Genomic DNA, 22175 nt, shown 5'->3' on the forward strand with positions numbered 1-22175 from the left:
GGGGATATTCGGGAAATACGCCGACGTGAGCGATTTGCGCTGAATCCATAATCGACTCGATTTCTCAGGTCGATGTACAGCGCCAGACACCTCGGTCGGCCCCGTCCCTCCGTGAGAGCGGACTGATTGGGGATATTCGGGAAATACGCCGACGTCAGCGATTTGCGCTGGATCCATAATCGCCCCGGTTTTTCAGGTCGATGTATGACGCCAGACACCTCGGTCAGCTCCCTCTCTCACCGGGAGAGGGCTGGGGTGAGGGTAGGCTTTTGATTACGGGAGGTCAGATCAACCCGCCTTCATCCTCATCAATCAACTGACTCAACCCACCCAACGCTTCCCGCGCCTGGGTCCGGTCCATCAGTTTGGCCTGGGCCGCCGGTGGCAGATCGGTGACGCGGATCACGCCTTTCTGGGTCAGCACCTGAATCAGGTCGTCGAGGACCCGAATCATTTCGAAGTCGCTCTGCTTGAGCTGTTTGAGGCTGGTTTCCACCACTTCGTTGGCGAACCAGGCCTGGATTTCATGGCTGTCGGCCGGCAGGGTTTCCGTGGCCTCGGCGTAGGCCGCGGCTTCCACGCGAATCAACAGACCTTGCGCATCGCGTTGCACGTAAAACATTGAGCATCCCTCGGAAATGAACCAGCGTCATGCTGTCAGCAGCATAGCCAACTGCGCGCGAGTATGCGGTGCGGCGACGTAATCGTCACCGTCGCGGTAAGCGCAAACGTGACGGCCGCCCCAGAAGGGCGGCCGTTTTTGTTCACGTATCAGCTGTTGTTGTGGTCGACTTTGATCGTCGGGTCGCTGCCGGCAATCAGGTTGTGAATGTTGGCGCTCGACCAGTTGTTGCCTTCCAGTTTGATCGTCACGTCCGGGGTTGCCGCCGCAGCGTCGCCGGAGTTGAACTTGCCCGCCGAGCTGACTTGCAGCGACGACGTGCCATCGACCGTGGTGATCTTCAGGAAGTTATCGATGGTGCTGCCGGTCTCGCCCTGCAACAGATCGCGCAGGTCGATGCGGTCACCTTCACTGGCCTTGAAGTCCTTGATCACGTCATTGCCGGTATCGCCCGCCTTCCAGACGAAGGTGTCGGCACCCGAACCACCGATCAGGATGTCGTTGCCCTGACCGCCGATCAGCGTGTCGTTGCCAGTGCCGCCGAGCAGGATGTCATTGCCTTTGCCGCCATCGAGCCAGTCGTTGCCGCCCGAACCGAAGAGGATGTCATTGCCCGCGCCACCCAACAGCGTGTCATTGCCGTCATGCGCACCGGACACATCGAACGCCTGATAGTGCTCGGTGATGTACTGGTGCACGTTGCTGGTGGTGACTTTGCTGACGTCGACCCCGGTTTCCTTGGCCACGAACGCCTGCATCGCCTGATAACCCTCGCCGGCAATGCCGTTGAAGCTCACCAGGTCGCCGAACAGGATGTCGTTGCCGTCGCCACCGCTGACGGTGTCGTTGCCCGGCATCGTCGCTTCGGTGTGGCCGATGATCGAGTTGGCCAGGTCCTTCGGATCGATGTTGGTCTGCGGCGTTTTGTCCGAGTCGTAAGGCTTCAGATCGTTGAGGCTGACATCGTTGTTCAGACCGATAGCCTCGACGTTCGACAGACCGCTGAGCAAGGCAAAGCCACTGGTCGAGTTACTGGTCGTTGACGAGTTGGTGCTGTTACCGGTCCCCGCCAGACTCGACAACTCATAGGTGCCGTCGCCCTGCGCGTGGATGGTGCCCAGATTAGAGCTGCTCCAGCCCCACCACGAATTGTAGGTTTGCAGGGTCACGGTGCCGGCGCTGTTGATCGTCAACGCGTGGGTATTGTCGATGTAGGTGCTGAAGGTGTCGCCCGGCTTGTAATTGCTGGTTTTCACCACATCGTCGAGCTTCACGTTGCCGTACAGCGTCGGGTTGGTCTGCTCGCCGCTCTGGTAGTAGGTCGGCTGGCCATCGGTGATGAAGTACGTGAGGTTCTTCGCCCCGGTGTTGGCCACCGCGTCAGCGCTCTGGAACCAGTTGGCCGTGGTCTTGAACACATCCTCGTAGTTGGTGCCGCCACCGGACGCCATCGAATCCAGTACCGCTTTGAGCTGGGTCAGCGCGTTCGGGTCGTTGAGGTTCACCGACACCGACTTGTTGACCTGGGTATCGAAGTCGACGAGGAAAATGTTCACCGTGCCCGAGTTGCTGCCGCCCAGGCTCTGCTTGAGGCTGTTGAACACCGAGGTCAGTGAGTCTTTGGCCGCGTTGAGCGACGAACTGCTCATGCTGCCGGAGCTGTCGACCATGAACGCGATGTTGTAGTTGGTGCCCGGCACCACGGTCAGGCCACCGATGTCGGCGACGATGATGTCGTTGCCATCGGTGCCGGTGACAGTGTCGTCGCCCGAGGTTGCCACGACCGCGTTGTAGACCGCCGGCACCACGGTGACCGGAATGGTCGCGGTGCTGCTGGCCGAGCCGCCGACCATCTCGGTGGAGGTCGAGGTCACGGTCAGGTTGAACTGGCCGTTGTAGTACGGCGGTGGCGTTACGGTCAGGCTGCCGAGGTTCCAGCCGGTGACGTTGGCGTCGCCGCTGCTGGCGGTGACGGTGAAGGTATGACCCGCGCCATCGCTGAGCACCGAGCCGACCGGTGCGCCGCTGATCTTCACGCTCAGGGTTTCCGAGCCGTCGGTGTCGGTCAGGGCGGTGGTGATCGCCGAGAGTTTCACCGTGGTGCCTTCGGCGCCGGTGTTGAGTTTGTAGCCGTCGTAATAGCCTTCGCCGTTGCTGCCGTGCAGATCGGAGACGGTCACGCCCGAATTGATCAGATCCTGCACGCCGGTGTAGATCGGCACGCCGGCGCTGCTCAGGTCGATTGGCGTGCTGCCGTTGACCGACAGGTTGACGTCGTAGCTGCCCGGGCCGCTCTGGTTGTGGTGGTAGATGTCCAGGGTGTAGTAGCCGCTGGTGGTCGGGGTGAACGAGCCATTGATGGCGCCGCCCGCGCCCCAGGTCCCCGAAGCCACACTCTTGCCGCCGATCGTGATCAGCAAACTGTCATCGGCAATACCGCTGAAGGTGTAGGTCTTGCCGGCTTCCAGATAAATCAGGCCTGACGTCTTCGATGCCGTGCCCGCCGCAACGCTACCGTCGGACTGCACATTGGTGACCGAGCCACTGGAGTTCGGTTTCCCGGCGCCGTCGATGACGTTTTTCAACGTGGTCGAATCCGCGCCATTGCCGTTGGTGCCCAGACCCGAGAGACCAGTCCAGACTTCCTTGATCAGGCCGGTGGACTTCACGCTGTTGTCGGCCACGCTCACGGTCGGCGCATCCGCCACTGGCGTGATGTCGATTTTCACGGTGCCGGTGTTGCCCAGCAACTGGCCGTCGGTTGGCTGGAACTTGATCTGCGCATAGTCCGCCTGGTTGTTGCCCAGGCCGCTGCCGCCGTAACCGTTGACACCCGATTCGTTGGCATCCGGCAGGAAGCGCAGCTTGCCCGCGTCGATGTCAGCCTTGCTGAAGGTCTGGTTGTTGGCGACGTCTTTCCAGGTCGAGCCGTCCAGATACTGCAGTTTGCCTTCACCCGGCAGTTGGGTGATTTTGATGCCGAGGCTGCTGGCCGGGCTGTCGACGTCAGTTACACCGAAAGTCGACCAGCCGAGCACCAGCGGCGTGTCTTCGGTGCCGGTGACATTGCTCGGTGCAGCTACCGGTGCGTCGTTGACCGCCACCACGTTGACCGTGGTGGTCGCGGTGTTGGAGTAGTTGCCGCCATCGGTCACGGTCACGGTGATGATCCGTGGCACGGTGCTCGGGTTTTCACTGCCGTTGGTGAAGCTGATGTTCTTGATGGCCTGCATGTAGTCGGCCAGTGTCGCGTTGCCCGACAGCGTCAGGGTCACGGTGCCGTTGGTGCTGTTGGCATTGATGGTGATGCCGTTGACGCTGTTGCCGAGGTTCAGCGCATCGCCGTCCTGACGGTTGGTCAGGACCACGGTGGCACCGGTCAGCAGGGTGCTGTCCGGGTCGGTGATGCTGATGTCGGTGTCGGCAATCGACACGCCGGCGCCCGGGGTGTTTTCGGTGAAGGTCACCTTGTAGTCGGCACCGGTGGCGCCGCTGGAGTTGTTGGCATCCAGGTCGAGCACCGGCGGCGCATCGTTGTCGATGATCGAGGTGCTGACGCTGCCGTTGGTGCTGCTGACCGCGAGGTTTTCGAAGTTGCCGCCGGTGGCGGAATCGATCTTGACCACGAAGTTCTCGGTGCCTTCGGTGATCTTGTCATCGATGGTGGCGACGTTGAACTGCGCGCTGCTCGCACCTGCCGGAATCTTCACGGTGTACACGCCGGTGAAATCAGAACCGTCGGCGGCGGTACCGCTGTAGACGATTTTCAGGGTCACTTCGGTTTGCGCCGGGTGGTTCAGGCTGACGGTGTAGCTGGCCGTCTGGCCTTCGGTCACCGAGCTGCTGCCAGTGATGCTGACGGTGGTGGTATCGACCGTGTCGGTGACGTTGGTCACGGCTGGCGTGTTGTTGGTCACCAGATTTTCGAAGCCGCCGCCGCTGGTGCCAGTGATGGTTGCCTGCACGGTGCCGGCGTCTTTGTAGACGTCGTCAGCCGGAGCCGGGACGGTCACGGTGCCGGTGGTTTTGCCAGCGTCGATGGTGATTACCGAGCCGTTGCTCAGGGTTACGGTGACTGGCGAGCCAGCGGCGTTGGTCAGGGTCGCGGTGTAGGTGATCTGGCCACCTTCGGCCACTGTGCCGGTCGCGGACAGCGACAGGTTGGTGGTGTCGACGGTGTCGGTGACGGTAGTCGAAACCGGGGTCTTGTCGGCCACCAGATTCTCGTAGTTGCCGCCCGTGACGTTGGTAATCGAATTGGTCAGCGGCGCGTGACCGGTTAATGCATCGTTCGGCGCAGTGGTGGTCGCGGTGCCCGTGGTCTGGCCGATGCCGATGGTGATGGTCTGACCGTTGGCCAGGGTCACGACGACTGGCGAACCGGTTACCGGTGCGCCAACCGTGGCGGTGTAGACGACGTTGCCGCCTTCAGCCGCTGTACCGGTGGCGGTCAGTTTCACGGTGGTGGTGTCGATGGTGTCGGTGACGCTGGTCACGGCTGGCGTGGTGCTGGTCACCAGGTTCTCGAAGCTGCCCCCAGTGGCGGTTTTGATCGTTGCCTGAACGTTGCCGGCGTCTTTGTAGACGTCATCGGCTGGCGCTGGAACGGTTACGGTGCCAGTGGTTTTACCGGCGTCGATGGTGATTACCGAGCCGTTGCTCAGGGTTACGGTCACTGGCGAGCCAGCGGCGTTGGTCAAGGTTGCGGTGTAGACGATCGAACCGCCCTCGGCTACGGAGCCGGTCGCACTGAGCGACAGGTTGGTGGTGTCGACAGTATCGGTCACGTTAGTGCTGACCGGGGTTTTGTCGGCCACGAGGTTCTCGTAGTTGCCGCCCGTGACGTTGGTGATCGAGTTGGTCAGCGGCGCATGACCGGTCAACGCATCATTCGGTGCGGTGGTGGTCGCGGTGCCGGTGGTCTGGCCGACGCCAATAGTGATGGTCTGACCGTTGGCCAGGGTCACGACAACCGGCGAACCGGTGACTGGCGCGCCGACAGTCGCGGTGTAGACAACGTTGCCGCCCTCGGCTGCAGTTGTGGTTGCAGTGAGTTTTACGGTGGTGGTGTCGATCGTGTCGGTGACGCTGGTCACGGCCGGAGTCGTGCTCGGCACGAGGTTTTCGAAGTTGCCACCGGTGGCGGTGCTGATGGTCGCCTGCACGGTACCCGCGTCTTTGTAGACGTCATCGGCTGGCGCTGGAACGGTTACGGTGCCAGTGGTTTTACCAGCGTCGATGGTGATCACGGCGCCGTTTGACAAGGTGACGGTCACTGGCGAGCCAGCGGCGTTGGTCAACGTCGCGGTGTAAACGATCGAGCCGCCTTCAGCCACAGAACCGGTCGCACTGAGCGACAGGTTGGTGGTGTCGACAGTGTCGGTCACGGTAGTGCTGACCGGCGTTTTGTCAGCCACGAGGTTTTCGAAGTTACCGCCGGTCACGTTGGTGATCGCGTTTGTCAGCGGTGCATGACCGGTCAATACGTCGTTTGGCGCGGTAGTGGTCGCGGTGCCGGTGGTCTGGCCAACACCAATGGTGATGGTCTGACCGTTCGACAGGGTTACCACGACTGGCGAGCCAGTCACTGGCGCGCCGACAGTTGCGGTGTAGACGACGTTACCGCCTTCAGCGGCAGTGGCGGTCGCGGTCAGTTTCACCGTGGTGGTGTCGATGGTATCGGTGACGCTGGTAATAGCCGGAGTCGTGCTCGGCACCAGATTTTCGAAGTTGCCACCGGTGGCGGTGCTGATCGTGGCCTGCACGGTGCCAGCGTCTTTGTAAACGTCGTCTGCAGGTGCTGGAACGGTCACGGTGCCGGTGGTTTTGCCGGCGTCGATGGTGATTACCGCGCCGTTGGACAGGGTCACGGTCACTGGTGAACCAGCGGCGTTGGTCAGCGTGGCGGTGTAAACAATCGAACCGCCTTCAGCCACAGAACCGGTCGCACTGAGCGACAGGTTGGTGGTGTCGACAGTGTCGGTCACGTTGGTGCTGACCGGGGTCTTGTCGGCCACGAGATTTTCGTAGTTGCCGCCGGTCACGTTGGTGATCGCGTTGGTCAGTGGTGCATGACCAGTCAATGCATCGTTTGGCGCTGCGGTGGTTGCGGTGCCCGTGGTCTGGCCTACACCGATGGTGATGGTTTGACCATTGGCCAAAGTCACGACAACTGGCGAGCCGGTAACCGGCGCGCCTACGGTAGCGGTGTAGACAACGTTGCCACCCTCAGCCGCCGACTCGGTGGCCGTCAGTTTCACGGTGGTGGTGTCGATGGTGTCGGTAACGCTGGTGACGGCGGGAACAGTGCTCGGCACCAGGTTTTCGAAGTTGCCACCGGTGGCGGTGCTGATGGTCGCTTGCACGGTGCCGGCGTCTTTGTAGACGTCGTCAGCCGGGGCCGGAACGCTTACGGTGCCGCTGGTTTTGCCGGCGTCGATGGTGATCACCGCGCCGTTGGACAGGGTCACGGTCACTGGTGAACCAGCGGCGTTGCTCAGGGTCGCGGTGTAGACGATCGAGCCACCTTCAGCGACCGAATTGGTAGCGCTGAGTGACAGATTGGTCGTGTCGACGGTGTCGGTGACATTGGTCGAAACCGGGGTCTTGTCGGCCACCAGGTTCTCGAAGTTGCCACCTGTTACGTCAGTGATCGCGTTGGTCAGCGGAGCATGGCCAGTCAATGCGTCGTTTGGTGCCGTGGTGGTCGCGGTACCGGTGGTCTGGCCGACGCCGATGGTGATCGTCTGACCGTTGGCCAAGGTTACGACAACCGGCGAGCCGGTGACTGGCGCGCCGACAGTCGCGGTGTAGGTGACGTTGCCACCCTCAGCTGTCGACTCGGTGGCGGTGAGTTTTACGGTGGTGGTGTCGATGGTGTCGGTGACATTGGTGACGGCGGGAACAGTGCTTGGCACCAGGTTCTCGAAGTTGCCACCGGTCGCGGTCGAAATGGTTGCTTCGACTTTGCCTGCATCTTTGTAAACGTCATCCGCCGGCGCAGCGACGGTGACGGTGCCAGTGGTTTTACCCGCCTCAATGGTGATCACGGCGCCGTTCGACAGGGTCACGGTGACTGGCGAGCCAGCCGCGTTGGTCAGCGTTGCGGTGTAGATGATCGAACCACCTTCAGCAACCGAACCCGTCGCGCTCAGCGACAGGTTAGTGGTGTCGACGGTATCGGTGACCGTGGTTGAAACCGGGGTCTTGTCTGCCACCAGATTTTCGTAGTTGCCGCCAGTGACACCCGTGATCGAGTTGGTCAGTGGCGCCTGACCGGTCAGCGCATCGTTCGGTGCGGTGGTGGTCACGGTGCCGGTGGTTTTGCCAACTTCGATGGTGATGTTCTGGCCGTTGGCCAAGGTCACGACAACCGGCGAACCGGTTACTGGCGCGTCGACAGTGGCGGTGTAAGTGACGGTGCCGCCTTCAGCGACCGACGTATCAGCCGTGAGTTTGACGGTCGAGGTGTCGATGGTATCGGTGACCTCGGTCACGGCCGGAACAGCGCTCGGCACCAGGTTTTCGAAGTTGCCACCGGTAGCGGTGGAGATCGTCGCTTCAACCTTGCCGGCGTCTTTGTAGACGTCATCGGCCGGGGCTGGAACGGTCACGGTGCCAGTGGTTTTGCCGGCGTCGATGGTGATCACCGCGCCGTTGGACAGGGTCACGGTCACTGGCGAGCCAGCCGCGTTGGTCAGCGTCGCGGTGTAGATGATCGAGCCACCTTCAGCAACCGAACCAGTCGCGCTCAGCGACAGGTTGGTGGTGTCGACAGTATCGGTGACGTTGGTGCTGACCGGCGTCTTGTCGGCCACGAGGTTTTCGTAGTTGCCGCCGGTTACGCCAGTAATCGCGTTGGTCAGCGGTGCGTGGCCGGTCAGCGCATCGTTCGGCGCGGTGAAGGTCACGGTGCCAGTGGTTTTACCGACTTCGATGGTGATGTTCTGACCATTGGCCAGCGTCACCACGACAGGCGAGCCGGTCACTGGAGCGCCGACAGTGGCGGTGTAAGTGACGGTGCCGCCTTCAGCGACCGACGTATCAGCCGTCAGTTTGACGGTCGAGGTGTCGATGGTGTCGGTGACTTCGGTCACGGCCGGAACGGTGCTCGGCACCAGGTTTTCGAAGTTGCCACCGGTAGCGGTGGAGATCGTCGCTTCAACCTTGCCGGCGTCTTTGTAGACGTCATCGGCTGGCGCTGGAACGGACACGGTGCCAGTGGTTTTGCCGGCTTCGATGGTAATCACCGCACCGTTCGACAGGGTCACGGTGACTGGCGAGCCAGCTGCGTTGGTCAATGTCGCGGTGTAGATGATCGAGCCGCCCTCAGCCACAGAACCGGTCGCGCTGAGCGACAGGTTGGTGGTGTCGACGGTGTCGGTCACGGTGGTGCTGACCGGTGTCTTGTCGGCCACGAGATTTTCGTAGTTGCCGCCAGTGACACCCGTGATCGCGTTGGTGATCGGCGCGTGCCCGGTCAGCGCATCGTTCGGTGCAGTGAAGGTCACGGTGCCAGTGGTTTTACCGACTTCAATGGTGATGTTCTGGCCGTTGGCCAAGGTCACGGTGACCGGCGAACCGGTGACTGGAGCGCCGACAGTGGCGGTGTAGGTGACGGTGCCACCTTCAGCGGCAGTCTCGGTCGCCGTCAGTTTCACGGTCGAGGTGTCGATGGTGTCAGTCACTTCGGTGACCGCTGGAACAGTGCTCGGCACCAGGTTCTCGAAGTTGCCACCGGTGGCGGTGGAGATCGTCGCTTCGATTTTGCCGGCGTCTTTGTAAACGTCATCCGCCGGAGCTGGAACGGTGACTGTGCCGGAAGTCTTGCCCGCTTCGATGGTGATCACGGCGCCGTTGGACAGCGTCACGGTGACTGGCGAGCCAGCCGCGTTGGTCAGCGTCGCGGTGTAGATGATCGAACCGCCTTCAGCCACGGTGCCGGTTGCAGTCAGCGACACGTTAGTGGTGTCGACGGTGTCGGTGACGTTGGTCGAAACCGGCGTCTTGTCGGCCACCAGATTCTCGTAGTTACCACCACTCACTTCGATGATCGCATTGGTAATCGGTGCGTGACCGGTCAATGCATCGTTCGGGGCGGTAGTGGTTGCGGTCCCGGTGGTTTGGCCAACGCCAATGGTGATGGTCTGACCGTTAGCCAGGGTCACGACCACAGGCGAACCGGTGACTGGCGCGCCGACGGTGGCGGTGTAGGTAACGGTGCCACTCTCAGCCGCCGATTCGGTCGCGGTGAGTTTGACGGTGGTGGTGTCGATGGTGTCGGTGACGTTGGTCACTGCCGGTACGGTGCTCGGCACCAGATTCTCGAAGTTGCCGCCGGTTGCATCCTTGATCGTCACTTCGACTTTGCCGGCGTCTTTGTAGACGTCATCGGCTGGAGCCGCGACGGTTACGGTGCCGGTGGTTTTGCCGGCTTCGATGGTAATCACCGCACCGTTCGACAGGGTCACGGTGACTGGCGAGCCAGCTGCGTTGGTCAATGTCGCGGTGTAGATGATCGACCCGCCTTCAGCCACCGAATCGGTTGCGGTCAGGTTCAGGTTGGTGGTGTCGGTAGTGTCCGAAACCGCGGTGTCGGCGGACTTGCCGTCGACCGCGAGTTTTTCGTAATTGCCGCCAGTGGCGCCGTCGATGGTCACGCTCAGCGAGCTGCCGCCGGCCAATGGGCTGTTCGGCGCAACGAAGTTCACCGAGCCGGTGGTTTCACCGACGGCAATGGTGATGGTCTGGCCGTTGGACAGAGTTACGACAACCGGCGAACCAGTCACTGGCGCGGTCACGGTCGCGGTGTAGACCACGGTTTCGCCTTCGGCGACGTTCGCCGTGGCAGTCAGTGACACGGTGGAGGTGTCGATGGTGTCGTTGACGGTGGTGACGGCCGGCGCTGTGCTGGTGACCAGGTTTTCGAAGTCGCCACCGGTCGCTCCCTTGATGGTCGCTTCAACAGTGCCGGCGTCTTTGTAAACGTCGTCTTTCGGTGCGTCGACGGTGACAGTGCCAGTGGTTTTGCCGGCGTCGATGGTGATCACAGCACCGTTCGACAGGGTCACGGTGACCGGCGAGCCAGCGGCATTGGTCAGGGTCGCGGTGTAAGTGATCTGACCGCCTTCGTTCACCGAACCGGTGGCGCTCAGCGACAGGTTGGTGGTGTCGACAGTGTCAGTGACGGTGGTGCTGACCGGGGTTTTGTCGGCCACGAGGTTTTCGTAATTGCCGCCGGAAACGTCAGTGATCGCGTTGGTCAGCGGAGCGTGGCCAGTCAACGCATCGTTTGGCGCGGTGGTGGTCACGGTGCCCGTGGTTTTACCGACTTCGATGGTGATGTTCTGACCGTTGGCCAGGGTCACCACAACTGGCGAGCCAGTGACTGGCGCACCGACCGTGGCGGTGTAGGTGACGGTGCCACCTTCAGCCGCAGACTCGGTGGCGGTCAGTTTGACCGTCGAAGTGTCGATGGTATCAGTGACGTCGGTAACGGCTGGCGTGGTGCTCGGCACCAGGTTCTCGAAGTTGCCGCCAGTGGCGTCCTTGATGGTCACTTCGACCTTGCCGGCGTCTTTGTAGACGTCATCGGCTGGCGCAGGAACCGTCACGGTGCCGGTGGTTTTGCCGGCCTCGATGGTAATGACCGAGCCGTTCGACAGGGTCACAGTCACCGGCGAGCCAGCCGGGTTGGTCAGCGTCGCGGTGTAGATGATCGAACCGCCCTCGGCGACCGAGTTGGTGGCGCTGAGCGACAGGTCAGTGGTGTCGACGGTGTCAGTGACCGTAGTCGAAACCGGGGTCTTGTCAGCCACCAGGTTTTCGTAGTTGCCGCCGCTCACACCCGTGATCGAATTACCCAGCGACGCCTGACCGGTCAACGCATCGTTCGGCGCGGTGAAGGTCACGGTGCCAGTGGTCTTGCCGACTTCGATGGTGATGCTCTGACCATTGGCCAGGGTCACCACGACCGGCGAACCGGTGACCGGCGCGCCGACAGTGGCGGTATAGGTGACAGTGCCACCTTCGGCCACAGTGGTGTCGGCCGTCAGCTTCACGGTCGAGGTGTCGATGGTGTCAGTCACTTCGGTCACGGCCGGGACAGTGCTCGGCACCAGATTCTCGAAGTTGCCGCCCGTGGCGTCTTTGATGGTGACTTCGACTTTGCCTGAGTCTTTATAGACATCATCGGCAGGCGCCGGAACGGTCACGGTGCCGGTGGTCTTGCCTGCCTCGATGGTGATCACCGAGCCGTTGCTCAGGGTCACGGTGACCGGGCTGCCAGCGGCATTGGTCAGGGTCGCGGTGTAGGTGATCTGGCCGCCTTCAGCCACAGTTCCCGTCGCGCTCAGCGACAGGTTGGTGGTATCAGTGGTGTCGGTGACGGTGGTGCTGACCGGGGTTTTGTCAGCCACGAGGTTTTCGTAATTGCCGCCGGAAACGTCGGTGATCGCATTGATCAACGGTGCATGGCCAGTCAGCGCATCGTTCGGTGCGGTGGTGGTCACGGTGCCGGTGGTTTTGCCGACTTCGATGGTGATGTTCTGGCCGTTGGCCAAGGTCACGACGACAGGTGAACCGGTGACTGGCGCGCCCACGGTAGCGGTGTAGGTAACGGTGCCACCTTCAGCCGTCGACTCGGTAGCGGTCAGTTTGACCGTCGAGGTGTCGATGGTGTCAGTGACGTCGGTTACGGCTGGGGTGGTGCTCGGAACGAGGTTCTCGAAGTTGCCGCCAGTGGCGTCCTTGATGGTCACTTCGACCTTGCCGGCGTCTTTGTAGACGTCATCGGCCGGAGCTGGAACGGAGACAGTGCCGGTGGTTTTGCCGGCTTCAATGGTGATCACCGAACCGTTGCTCAACGTCACGGTCACTGGCGTGCCAGCCGGATTGGTCAGCGTCGCGGTGTAAACGATCGACCCGCCTTCCGCCACGGTGCCGGTCGCAGTCAGCGACAGGTTGGTGGTGTCGACGGTGTCAGTAACAGTGGTCGAAACCGGGGTTTTGTCGGCGACCAGATTCTCGTAGTTACCGCCGCTCACATCAGTGATCGCATTGGTGATCGGCGCGTGGCCGGTCAATGCATCGTTCGGTGCGGTGGTGGTCGCGGTGCCGGTGGTCTGGCCTACGCCAATGGTGATGGTCTGACCGTTAGCCAGGGTCACGACCACAGGCGAACCGGTCACTGGCGCGCCGACGGTTGCGGTGTAAATCACGCTGCCACCCTCAGCCGCCGACTCGGTCGCGGTGAGTTTGACGCTGGTGGTGTCGACGGTGTCAGTGACGTCGGTTACGGCTGGGGTGGTGCTCGGAACGAGGTTCTCGAAGTTGCCGCCAGTGGCGTCCTTGATCGTGACTTCGACCTTGCCGGCGTCTTTGTAGACGTCATCTGCTGGCGCAGGAACCGTCACGGTGCCGGTGGTTTTACCGGCTTCGATGGTGATCACCGAGCCGTTGCTCAAGGTAACGGTCACTGGCGTGCCGGCCGGGTTGGTCAGCGTCGCGGTGTAAACGATCGAACCGCCTTCCGCCACGGTGCCGGTCGCAGTCAGCGACAGGTTGGTGGTGTCGACGGTGTCAGTGACAGTGGTCGAAACCGGGTTTTTGTCGGCGACCAGATTCTCGTAGTTACCGCCGCTCACATCAGTGATTGCGTTGCTCAGCGGGGTGTGGCCGTTCAACGCATCGTTTGGCGCTACGGTGGTTGCGGTGCCCTCGGTCTGGCCAACACCGATAGTGATGGTTTGGCCGTTGGCCAACGTCACGATCACTGGCGAACCGGTCACTGGCGCGCCGACAGTCGCGGTGTAGGTAACGGTGCCACCTTCAGCGGCAGTCTCGGTGGCGGTCAGTTTGACGGTGGTGGTGTCGACGGTATCGGTCACGTCGGTGACGGCCGGAACGGTGCTCGGCACCAGATTCTCGAAATTGCCGCCGGTGGCGTCCTTGATCGTGACTTCGACTTTGCCGGCGTCTTTATAGACGTCATCAGCGGGCGCCGGAACGGTCACGGTGCCAGTGGTTTTGCCGGCTTCGATGGTGATCACCGAACCGTTCGACAGGGTCACGGTAACAGGCGAGCCTGCGGCGTTGGTCAGGGTCGCGGTGTAAGTGATCTGACCGCCTTCAGCCACGGTGCCTGTTGCGCTGAGCGTCAGGCTGGTGGTGTCGGTGGTGTCAGTCACGGTGGTGCTGACCGGGGTTTTGTCGGCGACGAGGTCTTCGTAATTGCCGCCGCTCACGCCCGTGATCGCGTTGGTGATCGGCGCTTGGCCGGTCAACGCGTCATTCGGTGCAGTGGTGGTCACGGTGCCGGTGGTTTTGCCGACTTCGATGGTGATGTTCTGACCATTGGCCAGGGTCACGACAACAGGCGAACCGGTCACCGGCGCGCCAACAGTGGCGGTATACGTGACAGTGCCACCTTCAGCCGCCGACTCGGTGGCGGTCAGCTTGACCGTGGTGGTGTCAACGGTATCGGTCACGTCGGTGACGGCTGGAACGGTGCTCGGAACGAGGTTCTCGAAATTGCCGCCGGTAGCGTCCTGGATGGTCACTTCGACCTTACCGGCGTCTTTGTAGACGTCATCGGCAGGCGCCGCAACGGTCACGGTGCCAGTGGTTTTGCCGGCTTCGATGGTGATCACCGAACCGTTCGACAGGGTTACGGTAACAGGCGAACCTGCGGCGTTGGTCAAGGTCGCGGTGTAAGTGATCTGGCCGCCTTCAGCCACAGAACCGGTTGCGCTCAGCGACAGGTTGGTGGTGTCGGCGACATCGGTAACGCTGGTCGAAACCGGGGTCTTGTCGGCCACCAGATCTTCGTAATTGCCACCCGAAACGCCAGTGATCGAATTGGTCAGCGGCGCATTGCCGGTCAACGCATCGTTAGGGGCGGTAGTGGTCACGGTGCCGGTGGTCTTACCGACTTCAATGGTGATGCTCTGACCGTTGGCCAGGGTTACCACGACAGGCGAACCGGTCACCGGCGCACCGACGGTGGCGGTGTAAGTGACGGTGCCACCTTCAGCAACCGAGGTATCAGCCGTCAGTTTCACGGTAGAGGTGTCGATGGTGTCGGTCACTTCGGTCACGGCCGGGACAGTGCTCGGCAGCAGATTCTCGAAGTTGCCGCCCGTCGCATCCTTGATCGTGACTTCGACTTTGCCGGAGTCTTTATAGACATCATCTGCAGGCGCCGGAACGGTCACGGTGCCAGTGGTTTTGCCCGCCTCGATGGTGATCACCGAGCCGTTGCTCAGGGTCACGGTGACTGGTGTGCCGGCAGGATTGGTCAGGGTCGCGGTGTAAACGATCGAGCCGCCTTCAGCAACGCTGCCGGTCGCTGACAACGACAGATTGGTGGTGTCGATCGAATCGGTAATTGTGGTGGTCGCTGGCGTGGTGTTTGGCACCAGGTTTTCGAAGTTGCCACCGGTTGCGCCGGTAATCGTGGTGCTGACGGTGCTGCCATTGTTGTAAACGTCGTTGGCCGCGGTTGGCACGTTGACGGAGCCGGTGGTCTTGCCGGCTTCAATGGTGATGGTCGAGCCGTTCGACAGGGTGATCGTCACCGGGGTTTGCGCGGCGTTGGTCAGCGTCGCGGTGTAAGTGATCTGGCCGCCTTCGACGACGGTACCGGTGGCGGTGAGGCTGACGCTGGTGGTGTCGATCGAATCGGTAACGGTGGTGGTCGCGGGTGTGGTGTTTGGCACCAGGCTTTCAAAGTTGCCGCCGGAAGCTCCGGTAATGGTGGTGCTGACGGTGCCGCCATTGTTGTAGACGTCATTGGCCGCGGTCGGCACGTTGACGGTGCCGGTGGTCTGGCCGGCTTCAATGGTAATGGTCGAACCGTTCGACAGGGTGACGGTTACTGGCGTCTGCGCCGGGTTGGTCAGGGTCGCGGTGTAGGTGATCTGACCACCCTCGACCACTGTGCCGGTGGCGGTCAGGGTCAGGTTGGTGGTGTCGATCGAATCGGTGATGGTGGTCACCGCTGGCGTCGGGTTCGGCACCAGGTTTTCGAAGTTGCCGCCAGTTGCACCGGTAATCGTGGTGGTGACGGTACTGCCGTTGTTATAGACGTCGTTGGCCGGGGTCGGCACGTTGACAGTGCCGGTGGTCTGGCCGGCGCCGATGGTGATGGTCGAGCCGTTCGACAGGGTGACGGTCACCGGGGTTTGCGCCGGGTTGGTCAGGGTCGCGGTGTAAGTGATCTGGCCGCCTTCGGTGACACTCGGCCCGGCCGTCAGGGTGACGGTGGTGGTGTCGATGGTGTCGGTGACCTGGGTCGTGGCCGGAGTCGTCGGCGGGGTCACGGTGATGCCATTGCCGCCGGTGGTTCCGGTAACGGTTACATCGATCTGGCTCGGGTCGTTATAGACGGTGTCGTTCGGCGCCAGCGGCACGTTGACCGTGCCGGTGGTTGCACCTGCCGGAATCACAATCACCGCGCCGTTGGACAGGGTGATGGTCAGGTCGGTCAGCGGCGCCTGGGTCAGGGTCGCGGTGTACACCAGCACGCCGCCGGCTTCGGTGATGCTCGGCGTGGCGCTAAGGCTCAGGGTCGACTCACGCAGAGCATTGGTGGTGGTGTCGGTGGTCTGGCCGCCAGTAATGTTTTGCGCGGCCTGGCCGGCAGCGTTGATCCCTGCGGTCGGGAAACCAATGGTTGGGTCAACACGGCCAGCGGTGGCGTCGAGCATGACGAAGCTGTGGCCGCCACCAGCAGCACCGCCCGTACCTGCGGCGCTCGGGCCGGCAGCGGTGGCGTCAAGCGCGGTGGTCGGGTCGACACCGGCGGCAATGGCTTGCTGCAGTTCGGCTACTGACGGCGCAGCCTGCGCGGTGGCTTCTGCCAGGTCAGTGCTGGAGTCGGGGGCGGTGGCGCTCCACTGAGTTTCACGGCCCAGATCGAGGGTGCGACCATCTGCCAATTCAAGCGACACGGCGCCGGAGAGGCCGGTGTCGATCTGGTCGCCGACAAACAGGCGATCGCCTTCAACGAGTACGCGGCGCACGCCCTCTGGGGACACCACGAATACCTGACCGACAATGCTTTTGACGATGGCAACAACACTGCTCATTGAAGACTCTCCGGGGTGTCACGTTCAGTTGACTTCCATGGACCTGAGGGCATGGGCGCCGATTCAGTCTGGACGTACTTTAAAAATTTGCGAAACAAGTTTGACGCATGTTTTCGTCAATATTTTGGCTAGATTCTTTCGCTATTAACTTTATGCCAAACTATTGACCTTCTGGGTGCCATCCTAAACAATCGTCCCACTAATGTCACATTGATATTTCCGCGGCGACCTGTCCTTCAGCGTGTGATCCAGTTCTTGTTTTGAACTTTCCGACATACGGTCAATCTGGTTGCCATCATCCGACGCAGCGCCACGTTTTGCTGTGATTCAAGACAAGAAGTTCTGGGAAATTCCTACCATGCGTTCGCCCCTGTTTCTGGCTGTACCCTTCGCTCTCGCCGCCTCTTTTGTACAAGCACAATCCTTACCAGAAGCCATGCAGCAGGCATTGGATGTCCATCCGGAAATCCAGGCAGGGGTAAATAGTCGTTTGGCCGCGGATTATCAATTAAGAGCGGCGAAAGGTGGATACCTGCCCAAGGTCGATCTGCTCGGCGGTTATGGCCGTGAAGGCACCGACAGCGTCACCACCCGCGCCAATTCCGGTAACCACTACGAAACCCTGAATCGTAGCGAGTCAAGTTTACGTCTCTCGCAAATGGTCTTTGACGGTTTTGCGACGTCCAGCGAAGTCGGGCGTCAACAAGCCACCGTCAACTCCCGCGCTTACTCGCTGCTCGGTACTTCCGAGCGCACCGCGCTGACCGTCGCCCAGGTTTACCTGGACGTGCTGACCCGCCGCGAATTCGTGCGTCTGGCCGAAGAAAACCTCAAGAGCCACCAGCGCATCTACGACCAGATCCAGCTGCGCACCCAGCGTGGCGTCGGCAGCGGTGCCGACCTCGATCAGGCCGAAGCGCGGATGGCCCAGGCCCGCAACAACCTGATCACCGAGCAGACCAATCTGGCCGACTCGGAAACCAACTTCCTCAGCGCCGTCGGCCAGATGCCCGATCAACTCGAGCGTCCGGCGCCGTTCATGGCGATGATGCCGGCCAACCTCAATGAAGCGCGCCAGCAGATGCTGGAAAACAGCCCGATCCTGCGTTCGGCCGAATCCGACATCGCCGCTGCCGAGAAGCAGTACGAAACCGCCAAGTCGACCTTCTACCCACGTTTCGACGCCGAACTGGGCCGCACTGCCGACAACGATCTCGACGGCCAGAACGGTCACAACAACGAGTGGCAGGCGATGCTGCGCATGCGCTTCAACCTCTATTCCGGTGGCAGCAACAAGGCCGATCTGGAATCCAAGTCGTACCTGTCGAACCAGGCGCTGGACATCCGCAACAACGCTTTGCGTCAGTTGAACGAAGAACTCGGTCTGGCCTGGAACGCCTTGAACAACGCCAACGCGCAGGTGCCGATCGCGCAGCAATACGTCGACCACAGCACCTCGGTGCGCACCGCTTACCAACGTCAGTTCAGCCTTGGCGAACGTACCTTGCTGGATTTGCTCGACAGCGAAAACGAGTTGTTCACCGCTTCGCGGCGTCTGGCTGAAATCAAAAACATTCAGTTATTTACTCAGTACCGAATCAAGGCGACCATGGGCGAGTTGCTCAGAAGCCAGGGAGTGGTCGCACCGTTGGCATCCGTTGTGCAAAACGACGTGAAGCCCAAGGTCCAGCTGCCTGGGATGAATTGAGTTATCCCTTTTCAACTGTCAAAGAGTGTCGAGCGTGGAATCAGAAGTCAGTCGAGTTCAACTCAGTCATGATCCACGCGCGTTGCACGACGATCCTTTACTGGACGGACTGCTCGCCCTTTGCATGCTTCATCAGAAACCCGCCAGCGCGGCGATGCTGACCACCGGCCTGCCGCTGCCCAAACAACGCCTGAGTGTCGAGTTGCTGCCCCGTGCGGCGGCTCGCGCCGGCCTGCAAGGTCGGGTGCTGCAACGCAAACTGGAAGAAATTCCGGCGATCGCCATGCCGGCCTTGCTGCTGCTCAAGGATGGCCGCAGCGCCGTCCTGCTCGGCTGGCAGGGCGACAACGAAGCGCGGGTGCTGCTCAGCGAAACCGACGGCGGCGAGTCCATCGTCAGTCGCGAACTGCTCGCCGACGATTACACCGGCAAAGTCTTCTTCGCTCAGCCGCAACACAAATTCGACGTCAATCACGGCACGCTGATTCCGCGTGCACGCTCGTGGTTCCGCGACACCCTCAAGCGTTCGCGCTGGCTGTATGCCGATGCGATCGCCGCGAGTTTCCTGATCAACATCATCGCCATGGCCGCGCCGCTGTTCGTGATGAACGTCTACGACCGCGTGGTGCCGAACCAGGCCGAAGCGACCCTGTGGGTGTTGGCGCTGGGCATCACCGGCGCCTACCTCTTTGACCTGATCCTCAAGAGCCTGCGCAGTCTGTGCCTGGATCTGGCCGGGAAGAAAACCGACCTGATCATCTCGGCGACGCTGTTCGAACGCATCGTCGGCATGTCGATGAAATACCGCCCGGCGCGGGTCGGCAGCTTTGCGCAGAACATCCACGAGTTTCAGAGCCTGCGCGACTTCCTTGCCTCGCTGACCCTGACCAGCCTGATCGACCTGCCGTTCACCATCCTCATCTTCATCGTCATCGCCATTCTCGGCGGGCATCTGGTGTGGATTCCGGTGCTGGCGTTCCCGATTGCGTTGCTGATCGGCTACGCCTTGCAGAAGCCGCTGGTGGCCACCATGGAACGCACCATGGCCCTCGGTGCCGAGCGCCAGTCGAGCCTGATCGAAACCCTCGCCGGCCTCGACGCGGTCAAGGTCAACAACGCCGAAAGCGAACGTCAGTACCAGTGGGAGCAGACCATCGGCACCCTCAGTCGCCTCGAACTGCGGGTGAAAATGCTCTCCGGCCTGGCGATGAACATCACCCTGCTGATCCAGCAACTGGCCGGGGTGATCATGATCGTCTTCGGCGTCTACCAGATCATTGCCGGCAACCTGAGCATGGGTGGTCTGATTGCCTGCTACATGCTTAGCGGCCGCGCCCTCAGTCCGCTGGCCTCGCTGTCCGGTCTGTTGACCCGTTATCAGCAGGCACGGGTAACCATGACTTCGGTCGACCAGATGATGGAGCTGCCGCAAGAGCGCAACTTCGAAGAGCGCCCGTTGAGCCGCAAGGTTTTGCAGGGCGCGATCGAATGCCGCCAGCTCAACTTCACCTACCCGGAACAACAGAACCCGGCGCTGAAGAACATCAATCTGGTGATCCGCCCCGGCGAGAAAATCGGCATTATCGGCCGCAGCGGCTCGGGCAAGAGTTCGCTGGCGAAACTGCTGGTCGGCCTGTATCAGCCGGACGACGGTGCGTTGCTGGTCGACGGTGTGGATATCCGCCAGATCGACGTCAGCGAGTTGCGCTACAACATCGGCTACGTGCCGCAAGACATCCAACTGCTGGCCGGCACCCTGCGTGACAACCTCGTCTCTGGCGCACGCTATGTAGAAGACGAGCTTGTTCTGCAGGCGGCCGAACTGGCCGGCGTCCACGAATTTGCCCGTCTGCACCCGCAAGGCTACGAGCTGCAAGTCGGCGAACGCGGGCAGAACCTCTCCGGTGGCCAACGGCAGAACGTCGCGCTGGCCCGGGCGCTGTTGCTCAATCCACCGATCCTGCTGATGGACGAGCCGACCAGTGCGATGGACAACACCGGTGAAGAACGCCTCAAGCAACGCCTCGCCGCCGTGATTGAAAACAAGACCGTGGTGCTGGTCACGCACCGGGCTTCACTGTTGTCGCTGGTCGATCGTCTGCTGGTGATCGATCGTGGACAAATTCTCGCCGATGGCCCGAAAGCCGCCGTGATGGAAGCGTTGAAGAAGGGGCAGATCAGTGTTGCTTAAGTCGGGTTTCAAGGATTCGATCCGTCGCTACTTCAAGGGTTCGGCATCGTTGCAGGGCCAACCGCTGCCGGAGGTCAACAAAGCGCTGATCGAAGACGCCCCGCGCGTCGTGCGCCTGACCATCTGGGCGATCATCGGCTTCTTTATCTTCCTGCTGCTGTGGGCCAACTTCGCCGTGATCGACGAAGTGACCAAGGGCGACGGCAAGGCGATTCCGTCGTCGAAGATCCAGAAAATCCAGAACCTTGAGGGCGGGATCATCTCTGAACTGTTCGTCAAGGAAGGCCAGATCGTCGAAGCCGGCGCACCGTTGATTCGTCTCGACGACACGCGATTCGCCTCCAACGTCGGCGAAACTGAGGCCGATCGTCTGTCGATGCTGCTGCGCGTTGAGCGTCTCAGCGCAGAGGTCGACGACCGTCCGCTGAATTTCCCCGAGGACGTGCTCAAGGCTGTTCCGGGTCAGGCAAAAAGCGAAGAGTCGCTGTACATCAGCCGCCGCCAGCAACTGCATGACGAGATCGGTGGTTTGCAGGAGCAGTTGATTCAGCGTCAGCAAGAGCTGCGCGAATTCGCCTCCAAGCAAGCGCAGTATCGTCAGCAGCTCGGCTTGCAGCGTCAGGAAATCAACATGTCCGAGCCGCTGGTGGCCCAGGGCGCGGTGTCCCCGGTGGAAGTCTTGCGTCTGAAGCGTGCCGAGGTGGAAACCCGTGGTCAGCTGGATGCGACGACGCTGGCCATCCCGCGTGCCGAATCGGCGATCAAGGAAGTGCAGCGCAAGATTGATGAAACCCGTGGCAAATTCCGCAGTGAAGCGCTGACCCAACTCAACGAAGCACGCACCGACCTGAACAAGGCCAGCGCCACCGGCAAAGCGCTGGAAGACCGCGTCAGCCGCACGCTGGTGACATCGCCGGTGCGCGGCATCGTCAACAAGCTGCTGGTCAACACCATCGGCGGCGTGATCCAGCCGGGCAGCGACATGGTCGAAATCGTACCGCTGGACGACACCTTGCTCGTCGAAGCGAAGATCCGTCCGCAGGACATCGCCTTCCTGCACCCGGGGCAGGAAGCGATCGTGAAATTCACTGCCTACGACTACACCATCTACGGCGGGCTCAAAGCCAAGCTTGAGCAGATCGGTGCCGACACCATCACCGACGAAGACAAGAAAACCACGTACTACATCATCAAGGTGCGCACTGAGCGTAGCCACTTGGGTACCGATGAAAAGCCGTTGCTGATCATCCCGGGGATGGTTGCGTCGGTGGATATCATTACCGGCAAGAAGTCGGTGTTGAGTTATTTGCTCAAGCCGATCATCCGCGCGCGGGCTGAGGCGTTGCACGAGCGTTGATTTTTTAGTGACCTCACTGGCCTCATCGCGAGCAGGCTCACTCCTACAGTAACCGCATTTCTCCAGATGGAATGCGATCCCTGTAGGAGTGAGCCTGCTCGCGATGGCGGCAGCCCAAACACCACATCTCTGTCAATAAGTGACAAAAACCGTCACTCACCACTCAGTCCATTCCTCACCATTCGCCATATCGTTATTCAATAACGGTA

Annotated in this window: 5 protein-coding genes; 3 read left to right on the forward strand and 2 right to left on the reverse strand. The window is 61.3% G+C overall.

Translation table 11 applies throughout. The features are described from left to right. Window positions 1-283: 283 nt before the first annotated feature. Window positions 284-622, reverse strand: a complete 339-nt coding sequence (locus tag PspS49_RS00705; protein WP_007918987.1) for a hypothetical protein — start codon at window positions 620-622, stop codon at window positions 284-286. A 149-nt stretch (window positions 623-771) separates the two neighbouring features. Then, the gene (locus PspS49_RS00710; RefSeq protein ID WP_160037703.1) at window positions 772-16710 is read right to left on the reverse strand and encodes a LapA family giant adhesin; all 15939 of its coding nucleotides are present in this window, start codon (window positions 16708-16710) and stop codon (window positions 772-774) included. A gap of 358 nt (window positions 16711-17068) precedes the next feature. On the opposite strand from PspS49_RS00710, the gene PspS49_RS00715 reads away from it, so the two are divergent. From PspS49_RS00715 to PspS49_RS00725, 3 genes are read left to right on the forward strand one after another with little or no spacing between them, the layout of a single operon-like run. Then, on the forward strand, window positions 17069-18418 hold the full coding sequence (locus PspS49_RS00715) for a TolC family outer membrane protein (protein WP_127925364.1): 1350 nt from the start codon (window positions 17069-17071) through the stop codon (window positions 18416-18418). A gap of 34 nt (window positions 18419-18452) precedes the next feature. Beyond that, window positions 18453-20609, forward strand: coding sequence for a type I secretion system permease/ATPase (locus PspS49_RS00720; RefSeq protein ID WP_127925365.1), 2157 nt, complete (start codon window positions 18453-18455; stop codon window positions 20607-20609). After that, the gene (locus PspS49_RS00725) at window positions 20599-21966 is read left to right on the forward strand and encodes an HlyD family type I secretion periplasmic adaptor subunit (protein ID WP_007918311.1); all 1368 of its coding nucleotides are present in this window, start codon (window positions 20599-20601) and stop codon (window positions 21964-21966) included. The genes PspS49_RS00720 and PspS49_RS00725 overlap by 11 nt, the downstream gene beginning before the upstream one ends. Window positions 21967-22175 lie beyond the last annotated feature (209 nt).

Origin of the sequence: Pseudomonas sp. S49 (genome assembly GCF_009866785.1) — a bacterium.
Lineage (GTDB): Bacteria > Pseudomonadota > Gammaproteobacteria > Pseudomonadales > Pseudomonadaceae > Aquipseudomonas.

Excerpts from the sequence above, each read along its gene's own strand:
- PspS49_RS00705 (WP_007918987.1), bottom strand. The coding sequence starts at position 622 with ATGTTTTACGTGCAACGCGATGCGCAAGGTCTGTTGATTCGCGTGGAA.
- PspS49_RS00710 (WP_160037703.1), bottom strand. The coding sequence starts at position 16,710 with ATGAGCAGTGTTGTTGCCATCGTCAAAAGCATTGTCGGTCAGGTATTC.
- PspS49_RS00715 (WP_127925364.1), top strand. The coding sequence starts at position 17,069 with ATGCGTTCGCCCCTGTTTCTGGCTGTACCCTTCGCTCTCGCCGCCTCT.